27 protein-coding genes are annotated in these 25,964 nt (G+C 68.4%); 10 read left to right on the top strand and 17 right to left on the bottom strand.

Annotated elements, in window-relative coordinates; genetic code table 11:
- Positions 1-46: 46 nt before the first annotated feature.
- The 3 genes from NFT33_RS17185 to cysS form a co-directional block, all read right to left on the bottom strand.
- On the bottom strand, positions 47-1,015 hold the full coding sequence (locus NFT33_RS17185) for an acetyl-CoA carboxylase carboxyltransferase subunit alpha (protein WP_037484171.1): 969 nt from the start codon (positions 1,013-1,015) through the stop codon (positions 47-49).
- Between the two features lie 84 nt (positions 1,016-1,099).
- Positions 1,100-1,825, bottom strand: a complete 726-nt coding sequence (locus NFT33_RS17190) for a DNA-3-methyladenine glycosylase family protein (RefSeq protein WP_446829406.1) — start codon at positions 1,823-1,825, stop codon at positions 1,100-1,102.
- A complete protein-coding gene (gene cysS, locus NFT33_RS17195; RefSeq protein WP_251677151.1) occupies positions 1,810-3,198 on the bottom strand; it encodes a cysteine--tRNA ligase in 1,389 nt (462 codons plus the stop codon). Before cysS ends, NFT33_RS17190 begins: the two co-directional genes overlap by 16 nt.
- Before the next feature lie 165 nt (positions 3,199-3,363).
- On the opposite strand from cysS, the gene NFT33_RS17200 reads away from it, so the two are divergent.
- From NFT33_RS17200 to NFT33_RS17225, 6 genes are all read left to right on the top strand, one after another.
- On the top strand, positions 3,364-5,235 hold the full coding sequence (locus NFT33_RS17200; RefSeq protein ID WP_251677153.1) for a tetratricopeptide repeat protein: 1,872 nt from the start codon (positions 3,364-3,366) through the stop codon (positions 5,233-5,235).
- Positions 5,236-5,248: 13 nt separating this feature from the next.
- Entirely contained in the window at positions 5,249-5,818 is a 570-nt protein-coding gene (locus tag NFT33_RS17205) for a peptidylprolyl isomerase (protein ID WP_251677156.1), read from the top strand.
- A 5-nt stretch (positions 5,819-5,823) separates the two neighbouring features.
- Positions 5,824-6,330: a peptidylprolyl isomerase gene (locus NFT33_RS17210; protein WP_220785715.1), complete on the top strand. Its 507-nt coding sequence runs from the start codon at positions 5,824-5,826 to the stop codon at positions 6,328-6,330.
- Positions 6,327-7,154, top strand: a complete 828-nt coding sequence (locus tag NFT33_RS17215; protein ID WP_251677158.1) for a UDP-2,3-diacylglucosamine diphosphatase — start codon at positions 6,327-6,329, stop codon at positions 7,152-7,154. Before NFT33_RS17210 ends, NFT33_RS17215 begins: the two co-directional genes overlap by 4 nt.
- Positions 7,148-7,957 (top strand): M90 family metallopeptidase, encoded by an 810-nt coding sequence (locus NFT33_RS17220; protein ID WP_251677160.1) that lies wholly within the window; start codon positions 7,148-7,150, stop codon positions 7,955-7,957. The genes NFT33_RS17215 and NFT33_RS17220 overlap by 7 nt, the downstream gene beginning before the upstream one ends.
- Positions 7,958-8,100: 143 nt before the next feature.
- The gene (locus NFT33_RS17225; protein WP_149503080.1) at positions 8,101-8,283 is read left to right on the top strand and encodes a rubredoxin; all 183 of its coding nucleotides are present in this window, start codon (positions 8,101-8,103) and stop codon (positions 8,281-8,283) included.
- A gap of 84 nt (positions 8,284-8,367) precedes the next feature.
- Here NFT33_RS17225 and clpA read toward each other — a convergent pair whose 3' ends face one another.
- Both clpA and clpS read right to left on the bottom strand, forming a co-directional pair.
- Positions 8,368-10,683 (bottom strand): ATP-dependent Clp protease ATP-binding subunit ClpA, encoded by a 2,316-nt coding sequence (gene clpA, locus NFT33_RS17230; protein ID WP_149503079.1) that lies wholly within the window; start codon positions 10,681-10,683, stop codon positions 8,368-8,370.
- Positions 10,680-11,042 carry an ATP-dependent Clp protease adapter ClpS gene (gene clpS / locus NFT33_RS17235; protein WP_180692766.1) on the bottom strand — a complete coding sequence of 121 codons (363 nt, stop codon included), beginning with the start codon at positions 11,040-11,042 and terminating at the stop codon, positions 10,680-10,682. The genes clpA and clpS overlap by 4 nt, the downstream gene beginning before the upstream one ends.
- A gap of 264 nt (positions 11,043-11,306) precedes the next feature.
- On the opposite strand from clpS, the gene NFT33_RS17240 reads away from it, so the two are divergent.
- Complete coding sequence (locus NFT33_RS17240) at positions 11,307-11,585, top strand: cold-shock protein (RefSeq protein ID WP_251677162.1); 279 nt, start codon at positions 11,307-11,309, stop codon at positions 11,583-11,585.
- A 90-nt stretch (positions 11,586-11,675) separates the two neighbouring features.
- Here NFT33_RS17240 and icd read toward each other — a convergent pair whose 3' ends face one another.
- The 3 genes from icd to hemN all read right to left on the bottom strand — a co-directional run bounded on the left by icd (position 11,676) and on the right by hemN (position 15,230).
- Positions 11,676-12,932, bottom strand: a complete 1,257-nt coding sequence (gene icd / locus NFT33_RS17245) for an NADP-dependent isocitrate dehydrogenase (protein ID WP_149503076.1) — start codon at positions 12,930-12,932, stop codon at positions 11,676-11,678.
- Between the two features lie 123 nt (positions 12,933-13,055).
- A complete protein-coding gene (locus tag NFT33_RS17250; protein ID WP_251677164.1) occupies positions 13,056-13,793 on the bottom strand; it encodes an urease accessory protein UreH domain-containing protein in 738 nt (245 codons plus the stop codon).
- Positions 13,794-15,230 (bottom strand): oxygen-independent coproporphyrinogen III oxidase, encoded by a 1,437-nt coding sequence (gene hemN, locus NFT33_RS17255; RefSeq protein ID WP_251677166.1) that lies wholly within the window; start codon positions 15,228-15,230, stop codon positions 13,794-13,796.
- A gap of 163 nt (positions 15,231-15,393) precedes the next feature.
- Here hemN and fnr point away from each other — a divergent pair, with 163 nt between their 5' ends.
- Positions 15,394-16,131 (top strand): fumarate/nitrate reduction transcriptional regulator Fnr, encoded by a 738-nt coding sequence (gene fnr, locus NFT33_RS17260; protein WP_149503073.1) that lies wholly within the window; start codon positions 15,394-15,396, stop codon positions 16,129-16,131.
- Positions 16,132-16,174: 43 nt separating this feature from the next.
- On the opposite strand, the gene NFT33_RS17265 is transcribed toward fnr, so the two are convergent.
- The 9 genes from NFT33_RS17265 to NFT33_RS17305 are packed head-to-tail and all read right to left on the bottom strand — an operon-like array spanning position 16,175 to position 24,134.
- Positions 16,175-16,507, bottom strand: coding sequence for a hypothetical protein (locus NFT33_RS17265; protein ID WP_251677168.1), 333 nt, complete (start codon positions 16,505-16,507; stop codon positions 16,175-16,177).
- Positions 16,504-16,761 carry a hypothetical protein gene (locus tag NFT33_RS17270; RefSeq protein WP_251677170.1) on the bottom strand — a complete coding sequence of 86 codons (258 nt, stop codon included), beginning with the start codon at positions 16,759-16,761 and terminating at the stop codon, positions 16,504-16,506. The genes NFT33_RS17265 and NFT33_RS17270 overlap by 4 nt, the downstream gene beginning before the upstream one ends.
- Positions 16,762-16,773: 12 nt before the next feature.
- Positions 16,774-18,264, bottom strand: a complete 1,491-nt coding sequence (gene ccoG, locus NFT33_RS17275; protein WP_220785721.1) for a cytochrome c oxidase accessory protein CcoG — start codon at positions 18,262-18,264, stop codon at positions 16,774-16,776.
- A gap of 32 nt (positions 18,265-18,296) precedes the next feature.
- On the bottom strand, positions 18,297-19,241 hold the full coding sequence (gene ccoP, locus NFT33_RS17280; protein ID WP_251677172.1) for a cytochrome-c oxidase, cbb3-type subunit III: 945 nt from the start codon (positions 19,239-19,241) through the stop codon (positions 18,297-18,299).
- Positions 19,234-19,422, bottom strand: coding sequence for a cbb3-type cytochrome oxidase subunit 3 (locus NFT33_RS17285; protein ID WP_149503069.1), 189 nt, complete (start codon positions 19,420-19,422; stop codon positions 19,234-19,236). The genes ccoP and NFT33_RS17285 overlap by 8 nt, the downstream gene beginning before the upstream one ends.
- 16 nt (positions 19,423-19,438) lie before the next feature.
- Positions 19,439-20,095 carry a cytochrome-c oxidase, cbb3-type subunit II gene (ccoO, locus tag NFT33_RS17290; protein WP_251677174.1) on the bottom strand — a complete coding sequence of 219 codons (657 nt, stop codon included), beginning with the start codon at positions 20,093-20,095 and terminating at the stop codon, positions 19,439-19,441.
- A gap of 25 nt (positions 20,096-20,120) precedes the next feature.
- Positions 20,121-21,563, bottom strand: coding sequence for a cytochrome-c oxidase, cbb3-type subunit I (ccoN, locus tag NFT33_RS17295; protein WP_251677176.1), 1,443 nt, complete (start codon positions 21,561-21,563; stop codon positions 20,121-20,123).
- A 54-nt stretch (positions 21,564-21,617) separates the two neighbouring features.
- Entirely contained in the window at positions 21,618-21,788 is a 171-nt protein-coding gene (gene ccoS / locus NFT33_RS17300) for a cbb3-type cytochrome oxidase assembly protein CcoS (protein WP_037484206.1), read from the bottom strand.
- A 3-nt stretch (positions 21,789-21,791) separates the two neighbouring features.
- On the bottom strand, positions 21,792-24,134 hold the full coding sequence (locus tag NFT33_RS17305; RefSeq protein WP_251677179.1) for a heavy metal translocating P-type ATPase: 2,343 nt from the start codon (positions 24,132-24,134) through the stop codon (positions 21,792-21,794).
- A 305-nt stretch (positions 24,135-24,439) separates the two neighbouring features.
- Between NFT33_RS17305 and NFT33_RS17310 the strand changes: the two genes are divergently transcribed.
- Positions 24,440-24,895: a DUF192 domain-containing protein gene (locus NFT33_RS17310; RefSeq protein WP_251677181.1), complete on the top strand. Its 456-nt coding sequence runs from the start codon at positions 24,440-24,442 to the stop codon at positions 24,893-24,895.
- 72 nt (positions 24,896-24,967) lie between these two features.
- Positions 24,968-25,942: a sulfite exporter TauE/SafE family protein gene (locus NFT33_RS17315; RefSeq protein WP_251677183.1), complete on the top strand. Its 975-nt coding sequence runs from the start codon at positions 24,968-24,970 to the stop codon at positions 25,940-25,942.
- Positions 25,943-25,964 lie beyond the last annotated feature (22 nt).

The following is a 25,964-nucleotide window of genomic DNA, read 5'->3' on the forward strand; positions in this document are numbered from 1 at the left end:
GGACCGGGCTCGAGGGAATCGAAGAAGGCGGATCGCAGGGGGCGGATCAGGCCTTGGTGTCGGTGAAGCGGCCGTAGGCGCGCAGGCGCTCGTAGCGCTGGTCCAGCAGCTCCTTGGCCTTCAGGTCGCCGACCTGGCGCAGCGCGTCGTTGAGCGCGCGCTTGAGGTTGGCGCACATCTGGCGGGTGTCGCGGTGCGCGCCGCCGACCGGCTCGCTGACGATCTTGTCGACCAGGCCCAGCGCCTTCAGGCGGTGCGCGGTGATGCCCAGGGCCTCGGCGGCATCGCTGGCGCGCTCGGCGGTCTTCCACAGGATGGAGGCGCAGCCTTCCGGCGAGATCACCGAGTAGACCGAGAACTGCAGCATCAGCACCTGGTCGGCCACCGAGATCGCCAGCGCGCCGCCGGAGCCGCCCTCGCCGATGATCGTGGTGATGATCGGCACCTCGAGCTGCGCCATCTCGAAGATGTTGCGGCCGATGGCCTCGGACTGGCCGCGCTCCTCGGCGCCGATGCCGGGATAGGCGCCGGGCGTGTCCACGAAGGTGAAGACCGGCAGACCGAACTTCTCGGCCAGCTTCATCAGGCGCAGCGCCTTGCGGTAGCCCTCGGGTCGGGCCATGCCGAAGTTGCGCGCGGCGCGCTCCTTGGTGTCGCGGCCCTTCTGGTGGCCGATGACCATGCAGGCGCGGCCGTTGAAGCGCGCCAGACCGCCCACGATCGACAAGTCGTCGGCGAAGGCGCGGTCGCCGTGCAGTTCCTGGAAGTCGGTGAAGATCTCGCCGACATAGTCCAGCGTGTAGGGACGCTGCGGATGGCGGGCGATCTGCGTGACCTGCCAGGGCGACAGGCTCGAGTAGATGTCCTTGGCAAGCTGCTGGCTCTTCTTCGACAGGCGCTCGATCTCTTCCGAGATGTCCACCGCCGACTCGTTCTGCACGTAGCGCAGTTCCTCGATCTTGGTCTCGAGCTCGGCGATCGGCTGTTCGAAGTCGAGGAAGTGTTTCTTGCTCATGGGCATCGATCCTGGTTGGCTCCCGGGGCCCCGCGTCCGCCGGACGGATTGGGGCCGGGAATTGATCACGGACTGTACTTTAGTTTAGCCGCCCGCCGGCTGCGGGTCGAGACTGCGCCACAGATACCAGGTCGCGACCGACCGGTAGGGCGCCCAGGCGTCGCCGACCTCGCGTGCCTCGGCACGTGAGACCGGCTCGCCGCTGAAATAGTTCAGGCTGATGCCGCGGATCAGCCCGGCGTCGTCCAGAGGCAGCACGTTCGGACGCATCAGGTAGAAGATCAGGAACATCTCGGCGGTCCAGCGGCCGATGCCGCGGATCGCCACCAGCTCCTCGATGATCGCCTCGTCGCCCATCGAGCCCCAGTCGGTCTCGTGCACGCAGCCCTCGACGAAATGGCGCGCCAGATCGCGCAGGTACTCGACCTTGCGCACCGACAGGCCGGCAGCGCGCATCGACTCGACCGACAGGCTCGACAGCGCGACCGGATCGATGTGATGGCGCTGGCCCAGCCCCAGGCCGACGACCTTCTCCCAGACCGACTGCGCCGCCTTGACCGAGACCTGCTGACCGACGATCGAGCGCGCCAGCGTGGTGAAGGCGTCGCCGCGACTGCGCAGCCGCGCGGTGCCGAAGCGCGGGATCAGCTTGTTCATCACCCGGTCGCGGCGCGCCAGGTAGCGGCAGGCCTCGTCCCAGTAGTCCGGCGTGACCAGCGCGACCGGCGCGCCGGCGTCCATCGCTGCAGCAGCGTCGCTCATCGTGTCAGGCGTCAGACGCTCGGCAGCGGGGCTCAGGCGCGCACCCAGGTGGTGCCCTGCGGGCCGTCCTTCAGGACGACGCCGGCAGCCTGCAGTTCCTGGCGGATGCGGTCGGCCTCGGCGAAGTCGCGTGCCTTCTTGGCCGCAGTGCGCGCCTCGATGCGCGCGAGGATCTCGGCTTCGGCCAGACCGGTGTCGTCCGAGCCGGTCGCCCCCTGCAGCCAGGCCCGCGGCGCCTGCTGCAGCAGGCCCAGCACGCCGGCCAGCGCCTTCAGCAGGCCGGCCACCTCGGCCGAACGGTCGCGGTTGACCTCGCCGGCCAGCTCGAAGAGCACCGCCACCGCGATCGGCGTGTTGAAGTCATCGTCCATCGCCGCCTTGAAACGCGCGGCGGCCGGATGCGCCCAGTCGATCTCGACCGGCGCAGCCTCGACCGCGTCCAGCGCGGTGTAGAGCCGGCGCAGCGCGCTGCGGGCATCGTCGAGGCCGGCGTCGCTGAAGTTGAACGGGCTGCGGTAATGCACGCGCAGCATGAAGAAGCGCAGCGTCTCGCCGTCGTAGGACTTCAGCACGTCGCGGATGGTGAAGAAGTTGCCCAGCGACTTGGACATCTTCTCGTTGTCGACGTTCAGGAAGCCGTTGTGCATCCAGGTCCGCACGAAGGGCTGGCCGGTGGCACCCTCGCTCTGGGCGATCTCGTTCTCGTGGTGCGGGAACTGCAGGTCCAGCCCGCCGCCATGGATGTCGAAGGTCTCGCCCAGCAGCGCGCAGCTCATCGCCGAGCACTCGATGTGCCAGCCGGGACGGCCCGGGCCGTAGGCGGACGGGTACTTGGCGTCTTCCGGCTCTTCCGGCTTGGCGGACTTCCACAGCACGAAGTCGAGCGGATCGTCCTTGCCGTCGGCCACCGCGACGCGCTCGCCGGCGCGCAGGTCGTCGAGCGACTTGCCCGAGAGCTTGCCGTAGCCGGGGAAGCGGCGCACCGCGTAGTTCACGTCGCCATTGCCGGCCTGGTAGGCCAGGCCCTTCTCCTGCAGCAGCCCGATCATCGACAGCATCTGCGGCACGTACTCGGTGGCGCGCGGCTCGTGGGTCGGCGGCTCGATGCCCAGCGCGCCGATGTCGGCATGCATGGCGGCCGTCATCTCGTCGGTGAGCTGGCGGATGGTGATGCCGCGCTCGACCGCACGGCGGATGATCTTGTCGTCGATGTCCGTGATGTTGCGCACATAGGTGACCGCATAGCCGCTGGCCCGCAGCCAGCGCTGCACCACGTCGAAGGACATCATCATCCGCGCGTGGCCGATGTGGCACAGGTCGTAGATCGTCATGCCGCACACATACATCCGCACCTGGCCGGGTTCGATGGACTGGAAGTCTTCGAGCGTGCGAGTGAGGCTGTTGTGGATGCGGAGAGTCATCGATCGGCGGAAATTCGGTGGCGGGAAGCGGTCGGCAGGAGGGTCGCGAACGGACCTCGGGATGTCGACCGGGCGGCCAGTATAGCCCCGCCGGCCGGGCATTCGCCCGGTACCGGCACCCCTGCCGGCGGGGAGCGATCGCGCCGGACTATGCACAATCCGCTCATGATCCAGCCTGCCGAGGAAGCCGCGCCACGCCGCGGAATTCCACCGACCGCCTTCGATGCCCCTCGCCGGCCGGCCCACGGCCTGCTCATGCTGGCATTGGCTGCCGGCCTGGCGGGCGGGCCGGCAGCCGCCGCCGCGCCGGCGTCGACGCCGGAGCAGCAGCGCTTCATGCAGGCGCTGGAGCTGGCGCAGCGCCGCCAGGACGGCGAGGCGATGCGCCTGTTCGAGCAGCTGGTGCGCGAGCAGCCCGGGCGGCCCGAACCGCTGGTCAATCTCGGCGTGCTGCTGGCACGCCACGGCCGCGTCGACGAGGCCCGTGCCGCCTTCGAGCAGGCACTGCGCACCAGCCGCCCCCATGCGCTGGCGCATGACAATCTGGTTCGGCTGCAGGCCCAGGCCACGGCGGACGAACTGGCCTGGGCGGAGCCCGGCACGCCCGAGCCACCGGCGCGAGCGCCGTCTTCGCCGGCACGGGCAGCACTGCTGATGCTGACGCTGCTGGGCGGCGCGGCCGGCACCCTGCTGTGGATGCGGCATCGGCGCCCGGCAGCAGTGCCCTCGCCTGCGCATCCACCGCGGTCGAGCCGGCTTGACCCGGAAACACCGGACATGCCGGACACACAGGCGTCCAGCCTCACGCTGACACCGCGAGAGAGCTTCGTCAGCCTGGTCGATGCACCGCCGGCCTTCGCGACCACCGTGCCAGCGCCACAAGCGACACCACCAGCGACACCACCGGCAACACGCCAGACGGCACGGCTGGCCGGTGCGCCGGCCCATCGCCTGCCCGGCGCCGAGGAACAGCTGCTGGCGGTCTACCGGCTGATCGGCGAAGGCCGGCTCGAAGAGGCGCTGCGCCAGGTCGAGGCGCTGCTGCGCCAGACACCGCGCTACCCGCTGGCCCGACTGGCCTGCGCCGACCTGCAGCTGGTGCTGACCGGCAGACTGCAGCCCACGCCGGCCGGGCTGGACGCGCAGCGGCTGGCGCGCTGGCGCCAGGCCAGCGTGCTGCGGCTGCAGTCCTGGCAGACCCCCCCGCCGCCCGAGCATCTGCCGCGGCAGGTGGTGCATCTGGCCGATTCGGTGCGCCAGATGGTGGCGATCGAATGCGCGACCTCGCGGCTGTTCGTGCTCGAGCAGCGTGCCGGACAGCTGCGGGTGGCGACGACCTGCCCGGTGCGGGTCGGTCCGCGCGCCGACGAGCGCGATCCGCTGCGGCCCGGCACGCCGCTGGGCCTGTACCGGATCGAGTCGCGCCTGTCGCCACGCCAGATCGGCGAGGAGCATGGCGCCGGCGCGCTGGTGCTCGACCATCCGAACGAGCATGACCGAAGACTCGGGCGCCCGGCCCAGCCCTTCTGGCTGCACGGCCCCTCGCCACGGCCGCCGGGCGTGATGCCGCCGCCCTCCTGCCACCTGGTGCTGGCCGACGAGGACCTGCAGCGGCTGATGTTCGAGCTGGTGCCGCGGCGCACCCCGGTGCTGGTGGCCGAGCGGCTCGAATGGGTGGCGCCGCGCAGCCTGGCCCAGGCGCGGCTGCGTACCCGCAATCTGGTCGAGGTCTGGCGCCTGGCCCGCGCGCGGGGCGATCTGGAAGCCCTGCGGGCGCTGTACTCGGCCCGCTTCGCGACCGGCGACGGCGAACACGATCCTGCCCCCCGGCTGGCCGGGGAATTGGCCGCCAGCGGCGGGCGCGATCGCCAGCTGGCAGACTTGAGCCTGTTCGTCTGGCAGGACCGCGAGGAGGTGCTGCTGGCGAGCTTCCGCGAAGTGCTGCGCGGACATGCGCCGGGGCCGCTGCGCCGCCAGTACTGGGCGCGCGAGCACGGACAATGGAAGATCTTTTCCGAAACCGTTTCGAAGGACTGAAGGAGTGAAGCCGATGACCGCATTCCCGTTCGCCCGCATCGCGACCGCGCTGGCCCTGGGCCTGGCGCTGTCCGGCGCGGCCCAGGCCGAGAAGGTGCGCCTGGCCACGTCGATGGGCGACATCGTCGTCGACCTGGACGCCGCCAAGGCGCCCAGGACCGTCGCCAACTTCGTCGAGTACGTGAAGGCGGGCCACTACGACGGCACCATCTTCCACCGCGTGATCGGCAACTTCATGATCCAGGGCGGCGGCATGGAGCCCTCGATGAAGGAAAAGCCCACCCGTGCGCCGATCCCTCTGGAGAGCCGCAACGGCCTGAGCAACACCCGCGGCACCGTCGCGATGGCACGCACCAGCGTGCCGGATTCCGCGACTTCCCAGTTCTTCATCAACGTGAAGGACAATCCCTTCCTGGACCAGCCGAACTCGCCGGACGGCAACGGCTATGCGGTCTTCGGCCGCGTCGTCGAAGGCATGGACGTGGTCGACAAGATCCGCGCCGTGCGCACCGGCTCGGCGGGCATGCACCGCGACGTGCCGGCCGAACCTGTCCTGATCAAGAAAGCCTCCCTGGAGAAATGAACACCATGGCATCCCCGCAAGTCGAACTGCAGACCAACCTCGGCACCATCCGCATCGAGCTCGACGCCGAGCGCGCTCCGCTGTCGACCGAGAACTTCCTGAACTACGTGCGCAGCGGTCACTACGACGGCACCGTCTTCCACCGCGTCATCAAGGGCTTCATGGTCCAGGGCGGCGGCATGGAGCCGGGCCTGAAGCAGAAGCCCACGAAGGGCGAGATCAAGAACGAGGCCAACAACGGCCTGAAGAACGACAAGTACACGCTGGCGATGGCGCGCACCAACGCGCCGCACTCGGCCACCGCGCAGTTCTTCATCAACACCGCCAACAACGATTTCCTGAACTTCCGTTCGGAATCGGCCCAGGGCTGGGGCTACGCCGTCTTCGGCCGCGTGGTCGACGGCACCGCGATCGTCGACCAGATCGAGAAGGTGCGCACCGGCTCGCGCGGCTTCCACGACGACGTGCCGGTCGAGGACGTCGTCATCACCCGCGCGGTGATCGTCGAGTGATCACGCTGCTGGACGGCCCGCTCGGGGCCGCCAGCGAGATCCATGCCGCGCCGCACTGGCGCGGCATCGAGCTGCTGTCCGACCTGCACCTGGGCGAGCAGGCACCCGCCACCGCCCACGCGCTGGCCGAACACCTGGCGGCCAGCGATGCCGACCTGATCGTGCTGATGGGCGACCTGTTCGAGGTCTGGATCGGCGACGAGCAGCTCGACGCCCCGGCCGACCCGGTCAGCCCGATGGCGCAGGCGCTGCAGGCGCTGGCCGAGGCCGCGCGCCGCCGGCCGGTGGCGATGCTCACCGGCAACCGCGACTTCCTGCTGGGTCCCGAGGCGGCGCGCCGCCTGGGCTGGACGGTGCTGCCCGACCGCTGCGTGCTGCAGGCCTTCGGCCACCGCCAGGTGCTGGTGCACGGCGACGCCGAATGCCTGGACGACCGCGACTACCAGCGCTTCCGCGCCCAGGTGCGCACGCCCGGCTGGCGCGAGGCCTTCCTGGCGCGGCCGCTGGCCGAGCGCATGGCGGTGGCGCGCTCGCTGCGCGACGGCAGCGAGCAGCGCAAGCGTGAGCAGGGTCTGGCCGGCTATGCCGATCTGGACCGCGCCGAGATGCTGTCGCTGCTGGCCGCAGCCGGCGCCGACCGCCTGATCCACGGCCACACCCACCGCCCCGGCGACGAGCGGCTGGGGCCCGGCCTGAGCCGCCATGTGCTGTCGGACTGGGATCTCGACGGCCAGCACGGCCCGGCCCGCGCCGAGGTGCTGCGGCTGGACGCCCGCGGCCTGCACCGCCGACCGCCCTCCCGCCTCGCCTCGCGGCCATGCTGAGGCGCTGGCAGCAGGCCTGGCGCGACTGGCGCCGCCGCCGCGTGCTCGAGGCCCGCGCGATTCCCGACGAGCTGTGGCTGGAGACGCTGCGCGGCTGGCCCTTCCTGCGCCACCGGTCGCTCGAGGACCTGCTGCGACTGCGCGAGATGACCTCGCTGCTGCTCGACCGCAAGGAGTTCAGCACCGCCGGCGGCCTGGTGCTCGACGACGCGATGGCGGTCGCGGTGGCCGCGCAGGCCTGCGTGCCGGTGCTGCACCTGCCGGGCGAGCTCGACTGGTACGACGGCTTCGTCGGCATCGTGCTGCATCCGTCCGAGGTGGTGGTGCCGCGCCAGTGGCATGACGAGGACGGCGTGGTGCACAACGGCGAAGAAGTGCTGGCCGGCGAGGCGGTCGAGGGCGGTCCGCTGATGCTGTCCTGGCAGGACGTGCGGCTCGGCGGCCGCGACGGCCAGCTGGAGACGGATCAGGACCTGGCCTACAACGTCGTCATCCACGAGTTTGTCCATGTCATCGACATGCGCGACGGCCAGGTCGACGGCATGCCGGCGCTGCCGACGCGCGTGCAGCGCGAGCGCTGGCAGACGGTCATGGGCGAGGCCTTCGCGCACCATGCCGCGGAGGTCGATGCCGACCGGCCGACCTGGCTCGATCCGTATGCGGCCCAAGGGCCGGAAGAGTTCTTCCCGGTCGCGGCCGAAGCCTTCTTCGTCGCGCCGCACGGCCTGGCGCTGGAATTTCCCGAGGTCTATGCGCTGATGCGTGACTTCTTTCACCAGGATCCGCGGCTTCACGCGCGCTGACCCGGGCCGCAGCCCGCGGCCGCGACCTCGGACTGCGATGGGTCAAGCCGGCACGGCGACACGCTGCCGACAATCGCGCGCTGATCTGTCCAGTCCACCCGTCCACTGTCGCCCACTGTCGACCTGCCTGCCCGGAAATCCCGATGAACACCCCACTCGCCACCGCGACCCATCTCTGCACGCTGTGCCACTTCGTCTATGACGAGGAAGCCGGCCGTCCCGAAGACGGCATCGAGCCGGGCACGCCCTGGGCCGCGGTGCCCGAGGACTGGTGCTGCCCGGAGTGCGGCGCCGGCAAGGACGACTTCCGCCGCACCGACGCCTGACCCCCCGCGCCCTCCAGCGTCCAGCGGGAGAACCGAAAAGCGCAAAGGGCGCCCGAGGGCGCCCTTCTTCATGTCCGGTCCGGATCAGGCGGTGGCGGGTTCAGCCTTGGGCTTGTCGCTCTTGCGCGGCTCGATGTCCAGGCTGACCTCGCCGGCCTCGTTGACATCGACCGTCAGGCGCCCGCCGTCGACCAGGCGGCCGAACAGCAGCTCGTCGGCCAGCGCGCGCCGGATCGTGTCCTGGATCAGGCGCTGCATCGGCCGCGCGCCCATCAGCGGGTCGAAGCCGCGCTTGGCCAGATGCTTGCGCAGCGCATCGGTGAAGGTGACCTCGACCTTCTTCTCGCCGAGCTGGCCCTCGAGCTGCAGCAGGAACTTGTCGACCACCCGCAGGATGATCTCCTCGTCGAGCGCACGGAAGGACACGATCGAGTCGAGGCGGTTGCGGAACTCGGGCGTGAACATGCGCTTGAGATCGCCCATCTCGTCGCCGCTCTCGCGCTGCGTGGTGAAGCCGATCGTCGCCTTCTGCATCGTCTCCGCACCGGCGTTGGTCGTCATCACGATGATGGCGTTGCGGAAGTCGGCCTTGCGCCCGTTGTTGTCGGTCAGCGTGCCGTGGTCCATCACCTGCAGCAGCACGTTGAAGACATCCGGGTGCGCCTTCTCGATCTCGTCGAGCAGCAGCACGCAGTGCGGCTTCTTCGTGACCGCCTCGGTCAGCAGGCCGCCCTGGTCGAAGCCGACATAGCCCGGGGGCGCGCCGATCAGGCGGCTGACCGCATGGCGCTCCATGTACTCCGACATGTCGAAGCGGATCAGGTCGATGCCCAGGATGTAGGCCAGCTGCTTGGCCACCTCGGTCTTGCCGACGCCGGTCGGGCCGGAGAACAGGAAGGCGCCGATCGGCTTGTCCGGCTTGCCCAGGCCGGAGCGGGCCATCTTGATGGCGCCCGAGAGCGCGTCGATCGCCGCATCCTGACCGAAGACCACGCTCTTGAGATCGCGGTCCAGGCTCTTGAGCTTGCTGCGGTCGTCGCTGGAGACGCTCGCCGGCGGAATGCGCGCGATCTTGGCGACGATGTCCTCGACCTCGCCGCGGGTGATCTTCTTGCGCTGCTTGTTCTTCGGCAGCACCCGCTGGGCCGCGCCGGCCTCGTCGATCACGTCGATCGCCTTGTCGGGCAGATGGCGATCGTTGATGTACTTGGCCGACAGCTCGGCCGCGGCCTGCAGCGCGCCGACGTCGTACTTGACGCCGTGATGCTCCTCGAAGCGCGACTTCAGGCCCTTGAGGATCTCGATCGTCTGCTCGACGGTCGGCTCGACCACGTCGACCTTCTGGAAGCGCCGGGAGAGCGCCGCATCCTTCTCGAAGATGCCGCGGTACTCGGTGAAGGTGGTCGCGCCGATGCACTTCATCTGACCCGAGCTCAGCGCGGGCTTGAGCAGGTTGCTGGCATCGAGCGTGCCGCCCGACGCCGCGCCGGCCCCGATCAGCGTGTGGATCTCGTCGATGAACAGCACCGCATGCGGCTGCTCCTTGAGCTGCTTGAGCACCGCCTTCAGGCGCTGCTCGAAGTCACCGCGGTACTTGGTGCCCGCCAGCAGCGCGCCCATGTCGAGCGAGTAGACGGTGGCCTCGGACAGCACCTCGGGCACGTCGCCCTGGGTGATGCGCCAGGCCAGGCCCTCGGCGATCGCGGTCTTGCCGACGCCGGCCTCGCCGACCAGCAGCGGATTGTTCTTGCGCCGGCGGCACAGCACCTGGATCACCCGCTCGACCTCATGCTCGCGGCCGATCAGCGGATCGATGCGGCCTTCGCGGGCCTGCTGGTTCAGGTTCTGGGTGTACTGGTCGAGCGGCGAGCCCTTGCCATCACCCTCCTCCTTCTCGCCCTCGGACGAGGAGGACGACGAAGACGAGGACTCACCCGACGAGCGGGTCGGCTCCGGCGGATCGGACTTCTTGATGCCGTGGGCGATGAAGTTCACGACATCGAGCCGGGTCACGCCCTGCTGGTGCAGGTAGTAGACCGCGTGCGAATCCTTCTCGCCGAAGATGGCCACCAGCACGTTCGCGCCGGTGACTTCCTTCTTGCCGTTGCCGGTCGACTGCACATGCATGATCGCGCGCTGGATCACGCGCTGGAAGCCCAGCGTGGGCTGCGTGTCGACCTCGTCGGTGCCGCCGACGGTGGGGGTGTTCTCCTTGATGAACTGCGTCAGGCTCTTGCGCAGGTCATCGAGATTGGCCGCGCAGGCGCGCAGCACCTCGGATGCCGAGGGGTTGTCCAGCAGGGCGAGCAGCAGATGCTCGACCGTGATGAACTCGTGCCGCTGCTGCCGCGCCTCGACGAACGCCATGTGCAGACTGACTTCCAACTCTTGCGCGATCATGCGACCTCCAAAATGCACTGGAGCGGGTGCCCCGCCCTCCGTGCCGCTGCCAGAACCAATTCGACCTTCGTCGCGGCGACATCGCGGGTATACACCCCGCAGACCGCCCGCCCCTCATGATGGATCTTCAGCATGATCTGGGTGGCGGCATCGATGTCATGGTGGAAATGCTGCTGCAGGACCATCACCACGAATTCCATCGGGGTGTAATCGTCGTTCAGCATGACGACTTGATAGGAACGTGGCGGCTCCACGCGCTGGAGCAGGCGTTCCTCGACAACTGAGCCCTGTCCGTCATCGGGCGGGCCGGGGGGAAGTGGATTCGATCCGTCAGGCGTGTTGCTGGCCATGGAAAACATTCTATAGATCGGCGGGGATGTGCGCTGAAGACCCGGACAACCCGATCTTCGCACTGCCGGACCGAGTCAGGATTTGCGGCCCGCCGCCGCCATCGCTCGACCGGCGCGGGCAGGCATCGCCCCTGGGGAAAACCGCCATTGGTTCACGCTTCGCACCAGAAGCCGGATCTGGCAGAGCTGACAGATTCTTGACACATACAGGCTCTATCTACAGAATCCGATTGAAACTATTGGGTTTTTTGTTGGGAAAGAGGAGAAAAATCAGTGGCTACCGGACTCGTCAAGTGGTTCAATGACGTCAAGGGCTTCGGCTTCATCCAGCCCGCCGAAGGTGGCGAAGATGTCTTCGCGCACTTTTCCGCCATCCAGATGGAGGGCTTCCGTACCCTGAAGCAGGGCGCGCAGGTCAGCTTCGATCTGGTCGACGGCCCCAAGGGCCGCCTGGCACACAACATCTGCCAGATCGACCCGCCACCCGGCCGGGGCCAGGCGGGCATGCGCACCGAAGAGCCGGCCGCGGCGGAAAACACCGCAGCCGCCTGAGCCACCAGGCAAGACAAAAGGCCCTCGACAAAAGGCCCGCGACTGCGGGCCTTCTTTTTCGGTGCAGCGCGCTCAGGGCGCGCCGCGTCATCAGGACATCTGCTCGATCATTACCTGGCCGAAACCGGAGCAGGAAACCTGGGTCGCCTCCTCCATCAGGCGGGCGAAGTCATAGGTGACCCGGCCGGTCTGGATGGCGCGTTCCATCGACTCGATCACCAGATCGGCGGCCTCGGCCCAGCCGATGTGGCGCAGCATCATCTCGGCCGACAGGATCAGCGAACCCGGATTCACATAGTCCTTGCCGGCATAGCGCGGCGCGGTGCCGTGGGTGGCCTCGAACATCGCCACCGAGTTCGACAGGTTGGCGCCCGGCGCGATGCCGATGCCGCCGACCTGCGCCGCCACCGCGTCGGAGATGTAGTCGCCGTTGAGGTTCAGCGTCGCGATCACCGAATACTCGGCCGGACGCAGCAGCACCTGCTGCAGGAAGGCATCGGTGATCGCGTCCTTGATGAGGATGTCGCGACCGGTCTTCGGATTCTTCAGACGCATCCACGGGCCGCCGTCGATCAGCTCGGCGCCGAACTCCTTCTGCGCCAGCGCGTAGCCCCAGTCGCGGAAGCCCCCTTCCGTGAACTTCATGATGTTGCCCTTGTGGACCAGGGTCACGCTGGGCTTGTCATGGTCGATCGCGTACTGGATGGCCTTGCGCACCAGGCGCTCGGTGCCCTCGATCGACACCGGCTTCACGCCCAGGCCCGAGGTCTCGGGGAAGCGGATCTTTGTGACGCCCATCTCTTCCTGCAGGAAGCGGATGAGCTGCTTCGCCTTCTCGCTGCCGGCCGGGTACTCGATGCCGGCGTAGATGTCCTCGGAGTTCTCGCGGAAGATGACCATGTCCGTCTTCTCGGGCTCCTTCAGCGGCGAGGGCACGCCCTTGAAGTAGCGCACCGGGCGCAGGCAGACGTAGAGGTCGAGTTCCTGGCGCAGCGCGACGTTGAGCGAGCGGATGCCGCCGCCCACCGGCGTGGTCAGCGGGCCCTTGATCGACACCAGATAGTCGCGCACCACCTCGAGCGTCTCGTCGGGCAGCCAGACATCGGGGCCGTAGACGCGGGTCGCCTTCTCGCCGGCGAAGATCTCCATCCAGTGGATGCGGCGCTCGCCGCCGTAGGAGCGTGCCACCGCGGCATCGATCACCTTGATCATCACCGGCGTGACATCGACGCCGACGCCATCGCCCTCGATGAACGGGATGATCGGGTGGTTCGGGACATTCAGCGTGCAATCCTCGTTGACGCTGATCTTCTGTCCCTCGGCAGGCACCTGGATGTGCTGGTACATGGTGGGTCCGGTCTCGTGGCTTGTTTCAAACAGGAAATGGGGGCGGAGAGCGTGAGATTTTCGGGTCTCGGTGCGCCCGGTGATTCTAGGCATGCCGGACCGGCGCCGCATCCGCGGCAATGCTCAGCTGCACCAGGCGATCAGCGCCTCGGCCCAGGGGCCGTGGCCGAACAGCGACCAGCCCGACAGCAGCATGACCGCCAGCCCGGACAGGCGCAGCGGCAAGGTCGCGCGCAGATCGCCCGGCCCGCTTGCCGCGCCGGAGCGCCGCAGCGCGGCCGGCAGCAGCCGCAGCCACAGCGCCGGCCCCAGCAGCAGCGCCGCGCTGCTGGCCAGCGCGAAGACGGCCATGACCGCCGCGCCCTCCAGCGGCGAGGACGCCACCGCCGCCAGCAGCAGCGCCGCATGCAGCAGACCGCAGGGCAATGCCGGCCACAGCAGGCCGACACCGGCGGCCTTGAGCTCGCCCGGCATCGCGACGCGCCGCGTGCCGTCGGGCAGCTCGAGCCGGGCTGCTGCCCCCTGCTCGATCCAGGCCTCCAGCGCGGCGGGCAAGCGTCCGCGCAGCAGCAGCCACAGGCCGATCATCACCATGAACAGCTGCAGCCCGGTCCAGAGCGGGCGCAGCCAGCCCGCCACCTCGGCCAGCCAGCGCAGCCCGCCGACGATCGAGGCCGCCGCCGCGCCCGCCAGCGCATAGGCCAGCAGCCGCCCGGCCAGCAGCCCCAGCGAGCCGCGCACCGGCGCCTGCGGCGTGCAGCGCCGCGCCACCGCCGCACACCCGGCCGCGCACATCGCCGCGCAGTGCGGCGTGCCGGCCAGGCCCATCAGTGCCGCCGTCAGCAGCAGCGCACCTGTCATTCAGATCACCTTGGAGAAGCGCTCCCGGTTGCGGTCGGCCCGCAGGTGACGGTCGAAGACCATCGCGACCGAGCGGACGAAGTACCAGCCCAGCGGCGTGACCTCCAGCCCGTCCTCGCTCAGCGTGACCAGGCCGTCGTGGGCCAGATCCTCGAGCGCCTCGATCTCGGCGGCGAAATACGAGCGCACGTCGATCAGGTGGGCCAGCGCGACCGACTCGTAGCTGAGCCGGCCATGGCACATGATCGACATGATCACCGCGCGCCGCACCAGGTCGTCGCGCGTCAGCGCCAGGCCGCGCACCACCGGAAGCTGGTTGGAACGCAGCGCATCGTAATACTCGTCGAGCGTCTTGGCGTTCTGGCTGTAGCAAGCCCCCACCCGGGAGATCGCCGACACGCCCAGGCCGATCAGGTCGCAGTCGGCCTGCGTGCTGTAGCCCTGGAAGTTGCGGTGCAGCCGCCCCTGGCGCTTGGCCTGCGCCAGCGGGTCGTCCGGCAGCGCGAAGTGGTCCATGCCGATGTACTGGTAGCCGTGGCTGACGAAGCCGGCCAGCGCCTGCGACAGCATGCCCACCCGCTGGCCGCCGCTGGGCAGATCGATCGGCACGATGCGGCGCTGCGGCTTGAAGCGCGTCGGCAGGTGCGCGTAGCCGTACATCGCGATGCGGTCGGGCCGCAGCGAGGCGACCTGGCGCACGGTGCGCTCGAAGCTCTCGGGCGTCTGGCGCGGCAGGCCGTAGATCAGGTCGGCGTTGATCGACTCGAAGCCCAACTCGCGCGCATCGCGCATCAGCGCCTCGACCTGCTCGAAGGGCTGGATGCGGTGCACCGCCTGCTGGACCTGGGCATCGAAGTCCTGCACGCCGAAGGAGACGCGGTTCAGCCCGAGCGCGCGCAGATGCGCCAGACGCTGGCGGGTGACGGTGCGCGGGTCGATCTCGATCGAGAACTCGCCCTTGGGCAGCAGCTCGAAGCGCGTGCGGATCGCCGCCATCAGCCGCGACAGCTCCTCGTCGCTCAGGAAGGTCGGCGTGCCGCCGCCGAAGTGCAGCTGCGAGACCTGCACCCGCTCGCCCAGCGCGTCGGCCGCCAGCGCCATCTCGTGCTCGAGCGCATCCAGGTAGGCCGCGGCACGGCCGTGGTCGCGGGTGACGATCTTGTTGCAGGCGCAGTAGTAGCAGACCGACTCGCAGAACGGCACATGGATGTAGAGCGACAGCGGCGCGCCCGTCCCGCCGGCCCCGCCCATGTCATGGCGCTGGGCCAGCGCCTGCAGGAAATGCTCGGCGGTGAAGGCCTCGACAAAGCGGTCGGCGGTCGGATAGGAGGTGTAGCGCGGTCCGGGCCGATCCATCCGGTGCAGCAGTTCGTCGGTCAGAACGGGCTCGGCCTGCAGGCCGCTGCCGCGGGTCGGTTGGAGAGTCGGTTGGTCCATGGACGCACACTGTGCCGACGGATGCCCGGCGTACCTTGACGCAGCTCAAGCACGATGCAGGACACATCCCCAAGAATCGGCCGCGATTGATCGGATCGAGAGCCTTCGGCCTCAGAATGGGGCTCGAGCGGATCCGCATCGAAACACCAACGCCTTTTTCGCCATGCACGACACCACGACGTCCCCCCGCCTTGACGCGCTCAAGGTCGCCTGCTCCGCCTGCAATCTGCGCGAGCTGTGCCTGCCGGTCGGCCTGTCGGACGAAGAGCTGTCCTCGATCGACGACATCATCGGCACCCGCCGGACCGTGCGCCGCGGCGAGAGCCTGTTCCATGCCGGCGAGACCTTCACCGCGCTCTACGCGGTGCGCACCGGCTTCTTCAAGACCGTCGTGTCGGCAGCGGATGGCCGCGAGCAGGTCACCGGCTTCCAGATGGCCGGCGAGCTGATCGGCCTCGACGGCATCAGCACCGACCACCACTCCTGCGACGCGATCGCGCTGGAGGACTCGCAGGTCTGCATGATTCCCTACAGCCAGCTCGAGACGCTGTCGCGCGAGGTCACGCTGCTGCAGCACCAGTTCCACAAGATCATGAGCCGCGAGATCGTGCGCGACCATGGCGTGATGCTGCTGCTGGGATCGATGCGCGCCGAGGAACGTCTGGCGGCTTTCCTGCTGAACCTGACCCAGCGGCTGCAGGCGCGCGGCTTCTCGGCCTCGGCGCTGGTGCTGCGCATGACCCGCGAGGAGATCGGCAGCTACCTGGGCCTGAAGCTGGAGACGGTCAGCCGCACCTTCTCGAAGTTCCAGGAGGAAGGCATCCTGGAGGTCAAGCAGCGCGACATCCGCATCCTCGACCAGAACGCGCTGCAGCGGGTGGTCAACGCGGCCAACTGCTGAGCGCCAGGCTCCGGGTCTCGCCGGAGCCCCTCCGGCAGTCAGATCAGGCCGACGGATGCCGTCCGGCGGACGGCCCCCCCTCATCGCCCATCACCAGCTGCGTCATCGCGCTGGCCAGCGCGATCAGCACCCAGAACAGCAGGAAGGCGGCCGAGTAGATCGTCATCGCGTCGGCGTCGGCCACCGGGCTGCCCATCCAGCGCAGGTCGGCCGGATCGACCATCGAGAAGACCAGCATCTCGACGACGCCGGCCATCAGGAAGGACGGCCACAGCACCGCCGGCCAGCGGCGCTCGCGCGCCGAGGCCGCGGGCTGGACCTCCGCCCCGCCATCGAACACCGGCGAACCGTCATGCTCGAACGGGTCGGTCTTCATTTGACGCCCCCGGTGGCCGCATGGTTGCGGCCCTGCATGGCCGGCGCGTTGGCCGCCTGATCGGCCGACACATGCTCGGCCGTCTGGATGACCGGATCGGGATTCTTCAGCGCCAGGGTCAGCGTCACGAAGCTGGCTGCAACGACGACCAGCGGCCCGCCGACCACCAGCCACATCATCTTGAAGCGCCACCACGGCCGCGGATCGTCGGCCGGGGTGGAGGTGAGGGAGGAATTCGCAGGGGTTCGACTCATGTGGAGATCTCCTCAGCGCGGAATGATGAAGGTCGACTTCTCGCGCACGACCAGAGGCGCCGGATCCTGAGCATCGACACGCGCAATGTCGAAGTGTATTTCGTGCGAGCCCGGTCCGGCTTCGGCTGCCGCCTCCGGTTGAACCCGGACGGACACCGTCACCCAGCGGGCCTCGGCCGCGCCGACCTCGATCTCCGTGGCCGGATCGATCGTGATGCCGTTCAGGCCACTCACGCCCAGACGGTAGCGATGCGGCTGCTCGCCGGCATTCATCACCTGCAGGCGATAGACGTTCTCGATCTGGCCTTCGTCGACGATGCGCGCCAGCGAAGCGCGATCCCGGATCACGTCGACACGGAACGGCGTGCGCATCCAGATGCTCGCGCCGACCGCCGCCACGATCAGCACCAGGATCACGGTGTAGATCAGCACCCGAGGACGCAGCACCCGGCGCCACATCTGCGCACGGGTGAAATGCTCCTTCAGGCCGTTCTGGGTCGCGTAGCGGATCAGGCCGCGCGGGTAGTTCATCTTGTCCATGATGCCGTCGCAGGCATCGATGCAGGCGGCGCAGCCGATGCACTCGTACTGCAGGCCGTTGCGGATGTCGATGCCGGTCGGACAGACCTGCACGCACACGCCACAGTCGACGCAGTCGCCCAGGCCCTTGCTCTTCGGGTCGACCTTCTTGCCGCGCGAGCCGCGCGGGTCACCCCGCTCGGCGTCGTAGCTGATGATCAGCGTGTCCTTGTCGAACATCGCGCTCTGGAAGCGCGCGTACGGGCACATGTACTTGCAGACCTGCTCGCGCATGAAGCCGGCATTGCCCCAGGTCGCGAAGGCGTAGAACAGCACCCAGAACCATTCCCACGGGCCGAAGCCGAGCGTCATCGCCTCGGCCGCCAGCGTGTGGATGGGGGTGAAGTAGCCGACGAAGGTGAAGCCGGTCCACAGCGCGAACAGCACCCACACCAGATGCTTGGCGCCCTTGCGGCGGATCTTCTCGGCCGTCCACGGACCGGCGTCGAGCTTCATCCGCTGGGCGCGATCGCCCTCGAAGCGGTGCTCGAACCACAGGAAGATCTCGGTGTAGACCGTCTGCGGACAGGCGTAGCCGCACCACAGTCGCCCACCCACCGCGGTGAACAGGAACAGCCCGTAGGCGGAGATGATCAGCAGTCCGGTCAGGTAGATCAGGTCCTGCGGATACAGCACCAGACCGAACAGGTAGAAGCGCCGGCTGACCAGATCGAACAGCACCGCCTGGCGGTCGTTCCACATCAGCCAGGGCAGGCCGTAGAAGACGATCTGGGTGAGCCACACCAGGGCCCAGCGCCACTTCGCGAAATAGCCGCTGACGGCGCGCGGATAGATCTTCTTCGACTTCTGGTAAAGCGAGACGGTCCTGGCGGCTGCCGGCTCGGCAGCCGGCGCAGGACCGGCGGAGGCAGAGGCCACGGAGGGCGAGGAAATGGGCGAAGCGCCCGTCTTGCTGGTATCCATGGCCTCGGTTTTAACCCAGGATGAACCTAAGGTTATTGCGCTTTCGCATCCCCTGCGGGAGCGAGCGCGGTCTGCTTGTCACCCTTGTGCGACAGGCTCCAGACATAGGCGGCGAGCACCTTGATCTGTTCCGGCGACAGGCGGCTGGCGTGCTGCGGCATGATGTTGGTCTTGCCGTTGTTCACGATGTCGACGATCGCGGCCTCGCCCCAGCCGTGCAGCCAGACATTGTCGGTCAGGTTCGGCGCGCCCATGGCCTGCATGCCCTTGCCATCGGCACCGTGGCAGGCGGCGCAGGCGCCGAACTTGCTCTTGCCCAGCTGCGCGCGGATCGAGTCATGCGCGCTGCCCGACAGGCTCAGCACATAGTGGGCGACGTTCTTGACATCCTCGGCCGAGCCGACCGCCGCAGCCATCGGGGGCATCATGCCCTGACGGCCTTCGGCGATGGTCTTGGCGATGTAGTCGACGCCGGTGCCGCCGAGCCAGTCGTTGTCCGCCAGGTTCGGGAAGCTCTTGCTGCCGCGCGCGTCGGAGCCGTGGCAGCCGGCGCAGTTGTTGACGAACAGACGCTCGCCGATGCCCATGGCCTTCGAGTCGGCCGCCAGCGCTTCCGGCGTCATCGTCATGAAGCCGGCGTAGATCGGCGCCATCGCCTCGCGGGCCTTGGCATGCTCGGCCTCGAGCTGGCCCTTGGACGACCAGTTCAGAACGCCCTTGCTGCCACCCAGGCCCGGATAGAGCGTCAGGTAGATCGCGGCGAACACCACCGTGATGATGAACAGGCCCATCCACCAGCGCGGCAGCGGGTTGTTCATCTCGCGCAGATCCTCGTCCCACACATGGCCGGTCGAATTGTCGTCCGCCATGACGGTGCGCTTGCTGGCCACCGCCAGGACGAACACGCAGAACACCAGTCCGCCCACCACGATCGCGATGACGTACCACGACCAGAAACTCGAAATGAAGTCACTCACGGGTGCCTCCGTTGCTTGTGCTTGTCTTGAGATCAGCCGGCTCGTCACCGTCGAGCGCGAGCGACGCGGCCTCGTCGAAGGCCGAGCGGTTGCGGCTGGAATAGGCCCAGGCGACGATGCCCAGGAACAGGATCAGGAAGAAGACGGTGACGAGACTGCGGAGGTCGTTGACGATGTCCATGACGCTCCTCCTCCGGTCACTGCGCAGCCGCGGTGGTCGCGGCCGGGGTCGCCTTGCCACCTGCGGTGCCCATCACCTGCAGATAAGCGATCAGCGCCTGCATTTCCGTCTTGCCCTTGACCTCGTCGGCCGCCTTGGCGATCTCGTCGTCGGTGTAGGGCACGCCGACCTTGCGCAGCGCGGCCATGTTCTTGCCGATGTCGACATTGGCCGGCGCGGTGTCGAGCCAGGGATAGGCCGGCATGTTCGACTCGGGCACCACGTCGCGCGGGTTCATCAGGTGCACGTAGTGCCACTGGTCGCTGTACTTGCCGCCCACGCGGTGCAGGTCAGGACCGGTGCGCTTCGAGCCCCACTGGAAGGGATGGTCGTAGACGAACTCGCCCGCCTTGGAGATCTCGCCGTAGCGCAGCGTCTCGGCGCGGAAGGGACGGATCATCTGCGAGTGGCAGTTGTAGCAGCCCTCGCGCAGGTAGACGTCACGGCCGGCGAGCTGCAGCGCGGTGTAGGGCTTGAGGCCCTCCACCGGCTGGGTGGTCGAGGTCTGGAAGAACAGCGGGACGATCTCCGTCAGGCCACCGAAGAGGATGGTGACCAGCGTCAGGACGATCATCAGGAAGTTGCTGGTCTCGATCTTCTCGTGACCAGTCACCGGTGCATTCTTGTTTGCCATGGTGATGTTGCTCCGTGGGTCGGGGTCAGGCGTGGGCCGCGGCCACCGGCGGGATGGCCACCGGCTCGGCCTTGCCGGCGCGGATGGTCATGACGGTGTTCCAGGCCATCAGCAGCATGCCGGTCAGGTACATCAGACCGCCGCCCAGGCGGATGACATAGAACGGGTAGGACGCCTTGACGCTCTCGACGAAGCTGTAGACCAGCGTGCCGTCGGGGTTGGTGGCACGCCACATCAGGCCCTGCATGACGCCGGCGATCCACAGCGCGGCGATGTAGAGCACGATGCCGATGGTGGCCAGCCAGAAGTGCAGCTCGATGGCACGCACGCTGAACATCTGCTTGCGGCCGAACATGCGCGGGATCAGGTGGTACAGCGAGCCGATCGACACCATGCCGACCCAGCCCAGCGCGCCGGAGTGCACATGGCCGACGGTCCAGTCGGTGTAGTGGCTCAGCGCGTTGACGGTCTTGATCGACATCATCGGACCTTCGAAGGTCGACATGCCGTAGAACGACAGCGAGACGATCAGGAACTTCAGGATCGGGTCGTCACGCAGCTTGTGCCAGGCACCCGACAGGGTCATGATGCCGTTGATCATGCCGCCCCAGCTCGGTGCCAGCAGCACCAGCGAGAAGATCATGCCCACCGACTGCGTCCAGTCCGGCAGCGCGGTGTAGTGCAGATGGTGCGGACCCGCCCACATGTAGGTGAAGATCAGCGCCCAGAAGTGCACGATCGACAGACGGTACGAGTAGACCGGACGGTTGGCCTGCTTGGGAATGTAGTAGTACATCATGCCCAGGAAGCCGGCGGTCAGGAAGAAGCCCACCGCATTGTGGCCGTACCACCATTGCACCATCGCATCCTGAACGCCGGCATAGGCCGAGTAGGACTTCGTCAGACCGACCGGAATCGCGGCCGAGTTGACGATGTGCAGCAGCGCGACGGCCAGGATGAAGGCGCCGAAGAACCAGTTGCCCACATAGATGTGGCTGACCTTGCGGATGCCCACGGTGCCGAAGAACACGATGGCATAGCTGACCCAGACGACGGCGATCAGGATGTCGATCGGCCACTCCAGCTCGGCATATTCCTTGCCTTGAGTGAAGCCCAGCGGCAGCGACACGGCTGCGGCCAGGATCACCAGTTGCCAGCCCCAGAAGGTGAACTGGGCCAGCCCGGGCGCGAACAGCCGGGTCTGGCAGGTGCGCTGCACCACGTGGTAGCTGGTCGCGAACAGCGCGCAGCCGCCGAAGGCGAAGATGACCGCATTGGTGTGCAGCGGTCGCAGCCGGCCGTAGCTCAGCCAGGAAATGCCGTTGGTCAGTTCGGGAAATGCCAGCTGGGCCGCGATCACGACCCCGACGAACATCCCCACGATGCCCCACAGCACGGCGGCCACGGCAAACTGCCGTACCACCGCATCGCTGTAGACGGGGCCAGCCGTCTGTGTGTTGATTGCCATTGGTTGCTCCTTGGAAACTCTCTCGATCCCGGACGGGAATTCTTTGGCACCCCGTCAGCGACGAGGTTGACTCGAATCAAGCTCGTCCGGGTCTGCGCGCAGCATGCGCTCGCCCTCTCGCTCGATGTCGTCGAACTGGCCGGCCTTCAGGGCCCAGGCGAAGATCACGATGATCAGGAAGACCAGCACGATGGACAGCGGAATCAGCAGGAAAAGGATGTCCATCGCTCAGCCCTTTCCCGGCAGACGCAGCCGCCAGGTGGTCAGGCGCAGCGCGTTGACCACCACCAGCAGCGAGCTGGCCGCCATGCCGACGCCGGCCAGCCAGGGCGGCATCCAGCCCACCAGCGCCAGCGGCACCGACACCGCGTTGTAGATCAGCGCCCAGCGCAGGTTCTGCCGCACCACCGCCAGCGTGCGGCGCGCGGTCGCGAACACCACCGGCAGATCCTCGATGCGGTCGGACAGCACGATCACGTCGGCACGGGCCTGGGCCAGCGCCGCCGCGGTGCCCATCGCGATCGACACGTCGGCGCGGGCCAGCACAGGCGCATCATTGATCCCGTCGCCGACCATCGCGACGACACGGCCTTGACGCTGCAGGGCATCGACCGCTTCGAGCTTGTCCTGGGGCGTGCAGCGCGAACGCGCGTCGGCGATGCCCAGCCGCGCGGCCATCGCCGCGACGCTGCCGGGCTGGTCGCCCGAGAACAGGTGCAGCGCCAGGCCCTCCGCGGCCAGGCGGGCGGTGCCGCTGGCCGCATCGGCGCGCAGCACCTCGTCGAACTCGAAGCGCAGCACCGGCTGCCAGAGCGAAGCGGCATCGGCCTGACGATCGCGCAGCGCCAGCCAGACCTGGGGACGCTGCACCGCAGCCGCCGCCTCGGCTGCACCGCACCAGGCGCCGGAGCCCAGACGGACCTCGAGGCTGCAGGCCGCGATGCGCACGCTCGCCTGCACGCCCTGCCCGGCCTGCTCGAGCAGATCGGTCGGCTCGGCCGACCAGTCGGCCGGCGGCAGCGCCTGCACCAATGCACGCGACAGCGGATGCGAGGAGCGCTCGGCCAGCTGGCGGGCCACATCGCGCAGCAGCCCGGCCGGCAGTCCGGCGCAGACCGGCGCGGTCGGCTGCATCTCGACGGTGGCGGCCAGCGCCAGCCGGTCCTCGGTGACGGTGCCGGTCTTGTCGAAGATCACGTCGCCCACCCGGGTCAGGACTTCCAGCGCATCCAGGCGCTGCACGACGATGCCGCGGCGCGCCAGCTCGCCGGCGGTGGCCAGCAGCGCCACCGGTGCGCCCAGCGACAGCGCGCACGGGCAGGTCACCACCAGCACCGCGACCGCCACCCACAGCGCCCGCGACGGATCGATGAACATCCACGCGGCCCAGGCCAGCGCCGCCAGCACCAGCACCGCGATCAGGAAGGGGCCGGCCAGCCGGTCGGTGGCCAGGATGAAGGCGGGGCGTTCGGTCAGCGCACGCTCGACCAGCGAGACGATGCGCTGGTAGCGGGTCTGCGCGCCGAGCTGCAGCACCTCCATCACCACCGGCGCGCCCAGGTTCAGGCAGCCGGCGGAGACCTCGTCGCCGACGGCCCGGTCGACCGGACGCGACTCGCCGGTCAGCATCGCCTCGTCGACCTGGGTGCGGCCCTCGAGCAGGCGGCCGTCGGCGGCAAAGGCCTGACCGGCATGCACCCGCACCCGGTCGCCGACGACCAGCGCCGACGACGGCACCAGCTCGCCACGGTCGGCCGCATCCAGGCGCTCGACCGCATCGGGCAGCCGGCGCATCACCGCATCGAGCGACTGCGCCGCACGCTGGCGCGCCCGCGCCTCGAGCGTGCGCGCCGCGAACAGGAAGCTGACGAACATCGTCAGCGAGTCGAAGTAGACCTCCGAGCCGAGCGGCCCGGCCGGATCGAAAGTCGCCACCGAGCTGGCGACGAAGGTGACCGCGATGCCCAGCGCGATCGGCAGGTCCATCGAGACGCGGCGTTCGCGCAGACCGTTCCAGGCGCCGCGGAAGAAGGGACCGGCAGCGAAGATGATCACCGGAATGCTCAGCACCCAGCTGGCCCAGTTCAGCAGGCCGAGCATGTCGGGCGTGATGTCGCCAGGCGCCGCCACATAGGTGGGCGTGGCGTACATCATCACCTGCATCATGCAGAAGGAGGCGACGAAGAGCCGCCACAGCGACTGGCGCGACTCCTTGGTGGCCAGCACGACGGCCTGCGCCCCGGTGTCGGGAAACGCCCCGTAGCCGATCGAGCGCACCGCCTCGATCATCGCGGAGACCCGGGTGCGCCGCGGATCCCAGACCACCACCGCACGCTGCGCGGCACCGCTGACCTCGGCCCGGCTCACCCCGTCGACCTTCAGCAGCGCCTCCTCGATCTGGCCGGCGCAGGCCGCGCAGTACATGCCACCGATCAGCAGGCGCGACTGCCCCAGCTCGCCGCCCTGGCCATCGTCGATCCACTGGGTGAAGGCCTGCTGCTGGGCGCGATCGTCGACCGCGGCGGCCTGGGTGGCGGTCAGCGCAGGATCGCCGCTGAACTGGCCCGGCACCACTGGCGTGACAGGTCCGGACGCGGCCGAAGACGGCGTCAATGGAGCATCGACACGAGCGGAGGGTGGGGTTGTGGCGGGCATGGGGGGCATGGGACGACCGGGCGGCCGCCACGCATGCGCTATTCTTTGGGGGCAGCCCCCCTCAAAACATGATCCACATCAAGTTCGATCCGGTTCAACCCGGATGTGCCGTGTTGACTCGCCTCACCCACCTGCACCGCTGTGGGGATTCCACCACGAAAGATCGGCATCCTGATCGGCTCCGGCGCCAGAGGCCGGCCAGGCGGCCCCGGGCGGCGCTGATGTCGACGCTGGGTCTGGCGCTGAGCCTGCTGCTGCCGGGTGCCGCTTTCGCCCAGGAGGGACCGCAGAAGCTGCCGGCGATCACGCTGACGGCCGGCATGCACCAGATCCGCGCCGAGGTGGCGCGCACCGACCTGCAGCGCCAGATCGGGCTGATGCACCGCAGCGCGATGCCCGCCGGCGAGGGCATGCTGTTCATCTTCGAGCAGCCCGGCGTGCAGTGCTTCTGGATGCGCAACACGCTGATCCCGCTGTCGGCCGCCTTCCTCGACGACGAGGGCCGCATCGTCAACATCGAGGACATGAAGCCGCAGACCGAGGACTCGCACTGCTCGAAGAAGCCGGTGCGCTTCGTGCTCGAGATGAACCAGGGCTGGTTCGCGAAGAAGGGCCTGTCGGCCGGCAGCCGCATCGGCGGCGAGCCGTTCCGCCCGGCTGGCGCCACCCCAAAATAACCATACGACATAAGCTATCCACTTTTTTGTCGTTTGTCGCCATAAAGGGGGCAGATAGCATGCGCCCCCTGTATGAAGATCCGCGACCTCGACCTCACCGACAACCCTGTCAACGCCGAGCACCAGCAGCTCGGCCTGCCGCCGCTCGAGAATGCGGTGACGCATTCGGGCGACCATCCGGTCCTGCGTTTCGCGATGTGGTCGGTGGTCTTCCTGCTGATGGGCGTGACGATCTTCCTGGGCACGCGGCTGTTCAACCAGCCCGATGGCCACACCGGCTTCCAGATCATCGCCGAGACGCTCGAGAGCCGCGCCTTCTGGAGCGCGGTGGCGGTCGGCCTGCTGGCGCAGACGGTCGACGGCGCGCTCGGCATGGCCTACGGCATCACCTCCACCAGCTTCCTGCTGGCCACCGGCTCCAGCCCGGCCGTGGCCAGCGCGGCGGTGCACATCGCCGAGGTCTTCACCACCGGGGTGTCGGGCATCTCCCACATCAAGCTCGGCAACGTCAACAAGAGCCTGTTCCTGCGGCTGCTGGTGCCGGGCATGATCGGCGCGATCTCCGGCGCCTGGGTGGTCTCCAGCGTCGACGCGGCCACCATCAAGCCGATCATCTCGATCTATCTGCTGCTGATGGGGCTGTATGTCATCAGCAAGATCTTCCGCACCATCAAGCGCCGCCACGAGGAGCCGCGCCATGTCGCCAAGCTCGGGCTGGTGGGCGGCTTCGTCGATGCGGTGGGCGGCGGCGGCTGGGGCCCGGTGGTGACCACCACGCTGGTGGGCACCGGCTCCGACCCGCGCACCACCATCGGCTCGGTCAATCTGGCCGAATTCTTCCTGACCTTCGTCAGCGCCGGCGTCTTCGCGATGCTGGTCGGCGAGAGCCCGTGGCCGACGGTGGCCGGGCTGGTGATCGGCGGCCTGTTCGCCGCACCGCTGGCCGCGCTGCTGACCCGTCATCTGAACACGAAGGCGCTGCTGGCCCTGGTCGGCACCGTCATCTCCCTCATCAGCATCTACAACCTCTACCGGGCGTTCCACTGAGTTCTCCCCGAGTCCGGGATCA

The organism is Sphaerotilus sp. FB-3, from assembly GCF_023706025.1.
Classification (GTDB): Bacteria; Pseudomonadota; Gammaproteobacteria; order Burkholderiales; family Burkholderiaceae_C; genus Sphaerotilus; species Sphaerotilus sulfidivorans.

Excerpts from the sequence above, each read along its gene's own strand:
- NFT33_RS17315 (WP_251677183.1), top strand. The coding sequence starts at position 24,968 with ATGAAGATCCGCGACCTCGACCTCACCGACAACCCTGTCAACGCCGAG.
- NFT33_RS17310 (WP_251677181.1), top strand. The coding sequence starts at position 24,440 with ATGTCGACGCTGGGTCTGGCGCTGAGCCTGCTGCTGCCGGGTGCCGCT.
- NFT33_RS17250 (WP_251677164.1), bottom strand. The coding sequence starts at position 13,793 with ATGACAGGTGCGCTGCTGCTGACGGCGGCACTGATGGGCCTGGCCGGC.
- NFT33_RS17225 (WP_149503080.1), top strand. The coding sequence starts at position 8,101 with ATGAACACCCCACTCGCCACCGCGACCCATCTCTGCACGCTGTGCCAC.
- ccoG (WP_220785721.1), bottom strand. The coding sequence starts at position 18,264 with ATGGATACCAGCAAGACGGGCGCTTCGCCCATTTCCTCGCCCTCCGTG.
- NFT33_RS17210 (WP_220785715.1), top strand. The coding sequence starts at position 5,824 with ATGGCATCCCCGCAAGTCGAACTGCAGACCAACCTCGGCACCATCCGC.
- fnr (WP_149503073.1), top strand. The coding sequence starts at position 15,394 with ATGCACGACACCACGACGTCCCCCCGCCTTGACGCGCTCAAGGTCGCC.
- cysS (WP_251677151.1), bottom strand. The coding sequence starts at position 3,198 with ATGACTCTCCGCATCCACAACAGCCTCACTCGCACGCTCGAAGACTTC.
- ccoN (WP_251677176.1), bottom strand. The coding sequence starts at position 21,563 with ATGGCAATCAACACACAGACGGCTGGCCCCGTCTACAGCGATGCGGTG.
- clpA (WP_149503079.1), bottom strand. The coding sequence starts at position 10,683 with ATGATCGCGCAAGAGTTGGAAGTCAGTCTGCACATGGCGTTCGTCGAG.
- NFT33_RS17185 (WP_037484171.1), bottom strand. The coding sequence starts at position 1,015 with ATGAGCAAGAAACACTTCCTCGACTTCGAACAGCCGATCGCCGAGCTC.
- ccoO (WP_251677174.1), bottom strand. The coding sequence starts at position 20,095 with ATGGCAAACAAGAATGCACCGGTGACTGGTCACGAGAAGATCGAGACC.
- NFT33_RS17220 (WP_251677160.1), top strand. The coding sequence starts at position 7,148 with ATGCTGAGGCGCTGGCAGCAGGCCTGGCGCGACTGGCGCCGCCGCCGC.
- icd (WP_149503076.1), bottom strand. The coding sequence starts at position 12,932 with ATGTACCAGCACATCCAGGTGCCTGCCGAGGGACAGAAGATCAGCGTC.
- NFT33_RS17200 (WP_251677153.1), top strand. The coding sequence starts at position 3,364 with ATGATCCAGCCTGCCGAGGAAGCCGCGCCACGCCGCGGAATTCCACCG.
- NFT33_RS17205 (WP_251677156.1), top strand. The coding sequence starts at position 5,249 with ATGACCGCATTCCCGTTCGCCCGCATCGCGACCGCGCTGGCCCTGGGC.
- clpS (WP_180692766.1), bottom strand. The coding sequence starts at position 11,042 with ATGTTTTCCATGGCCAGCAACACGCCTGACGGATCGAATCCACTTCCC.
- NFT33_RS17285 (WP_149503069.1), bottom strand. The coding sequence starts at position 19,422 with ATGGACATCGTCAACGACCTCCGCAGTCTCGTCACCGTCTTCTTCCTG.
- ccoS (WP_037484206.1), bottom strand. The coding sequence starts at position 21,788 with ATGGACATCCTTTTCCTGCTGATTCCGCTGTCCATCGTGCTGGTCTTC.
- hemN (WP_251677166.1), bottom strand. The coding sequence starts at position 15,230 with ATGGACCAACCGACTCTCCAACCGACCCGCGGCAGCGGCCTGCAGGCC.
- NFT33_RS17270 (WP_251677170.1), bottom strand. The coding sequence starts at position 16,761 with ATGAGTCGAACCCCTGCGAATTCCTCCCTCACCTCCACCCCGGCCGAC.
- NFT33_RS17265 (WP_251677168.1), bottom strand. The coding sequence starts at position 16,507 with ATGAAGACCGACCCGTTCGAGCATGACGGTTCGCCGGTGTTCGATGGC.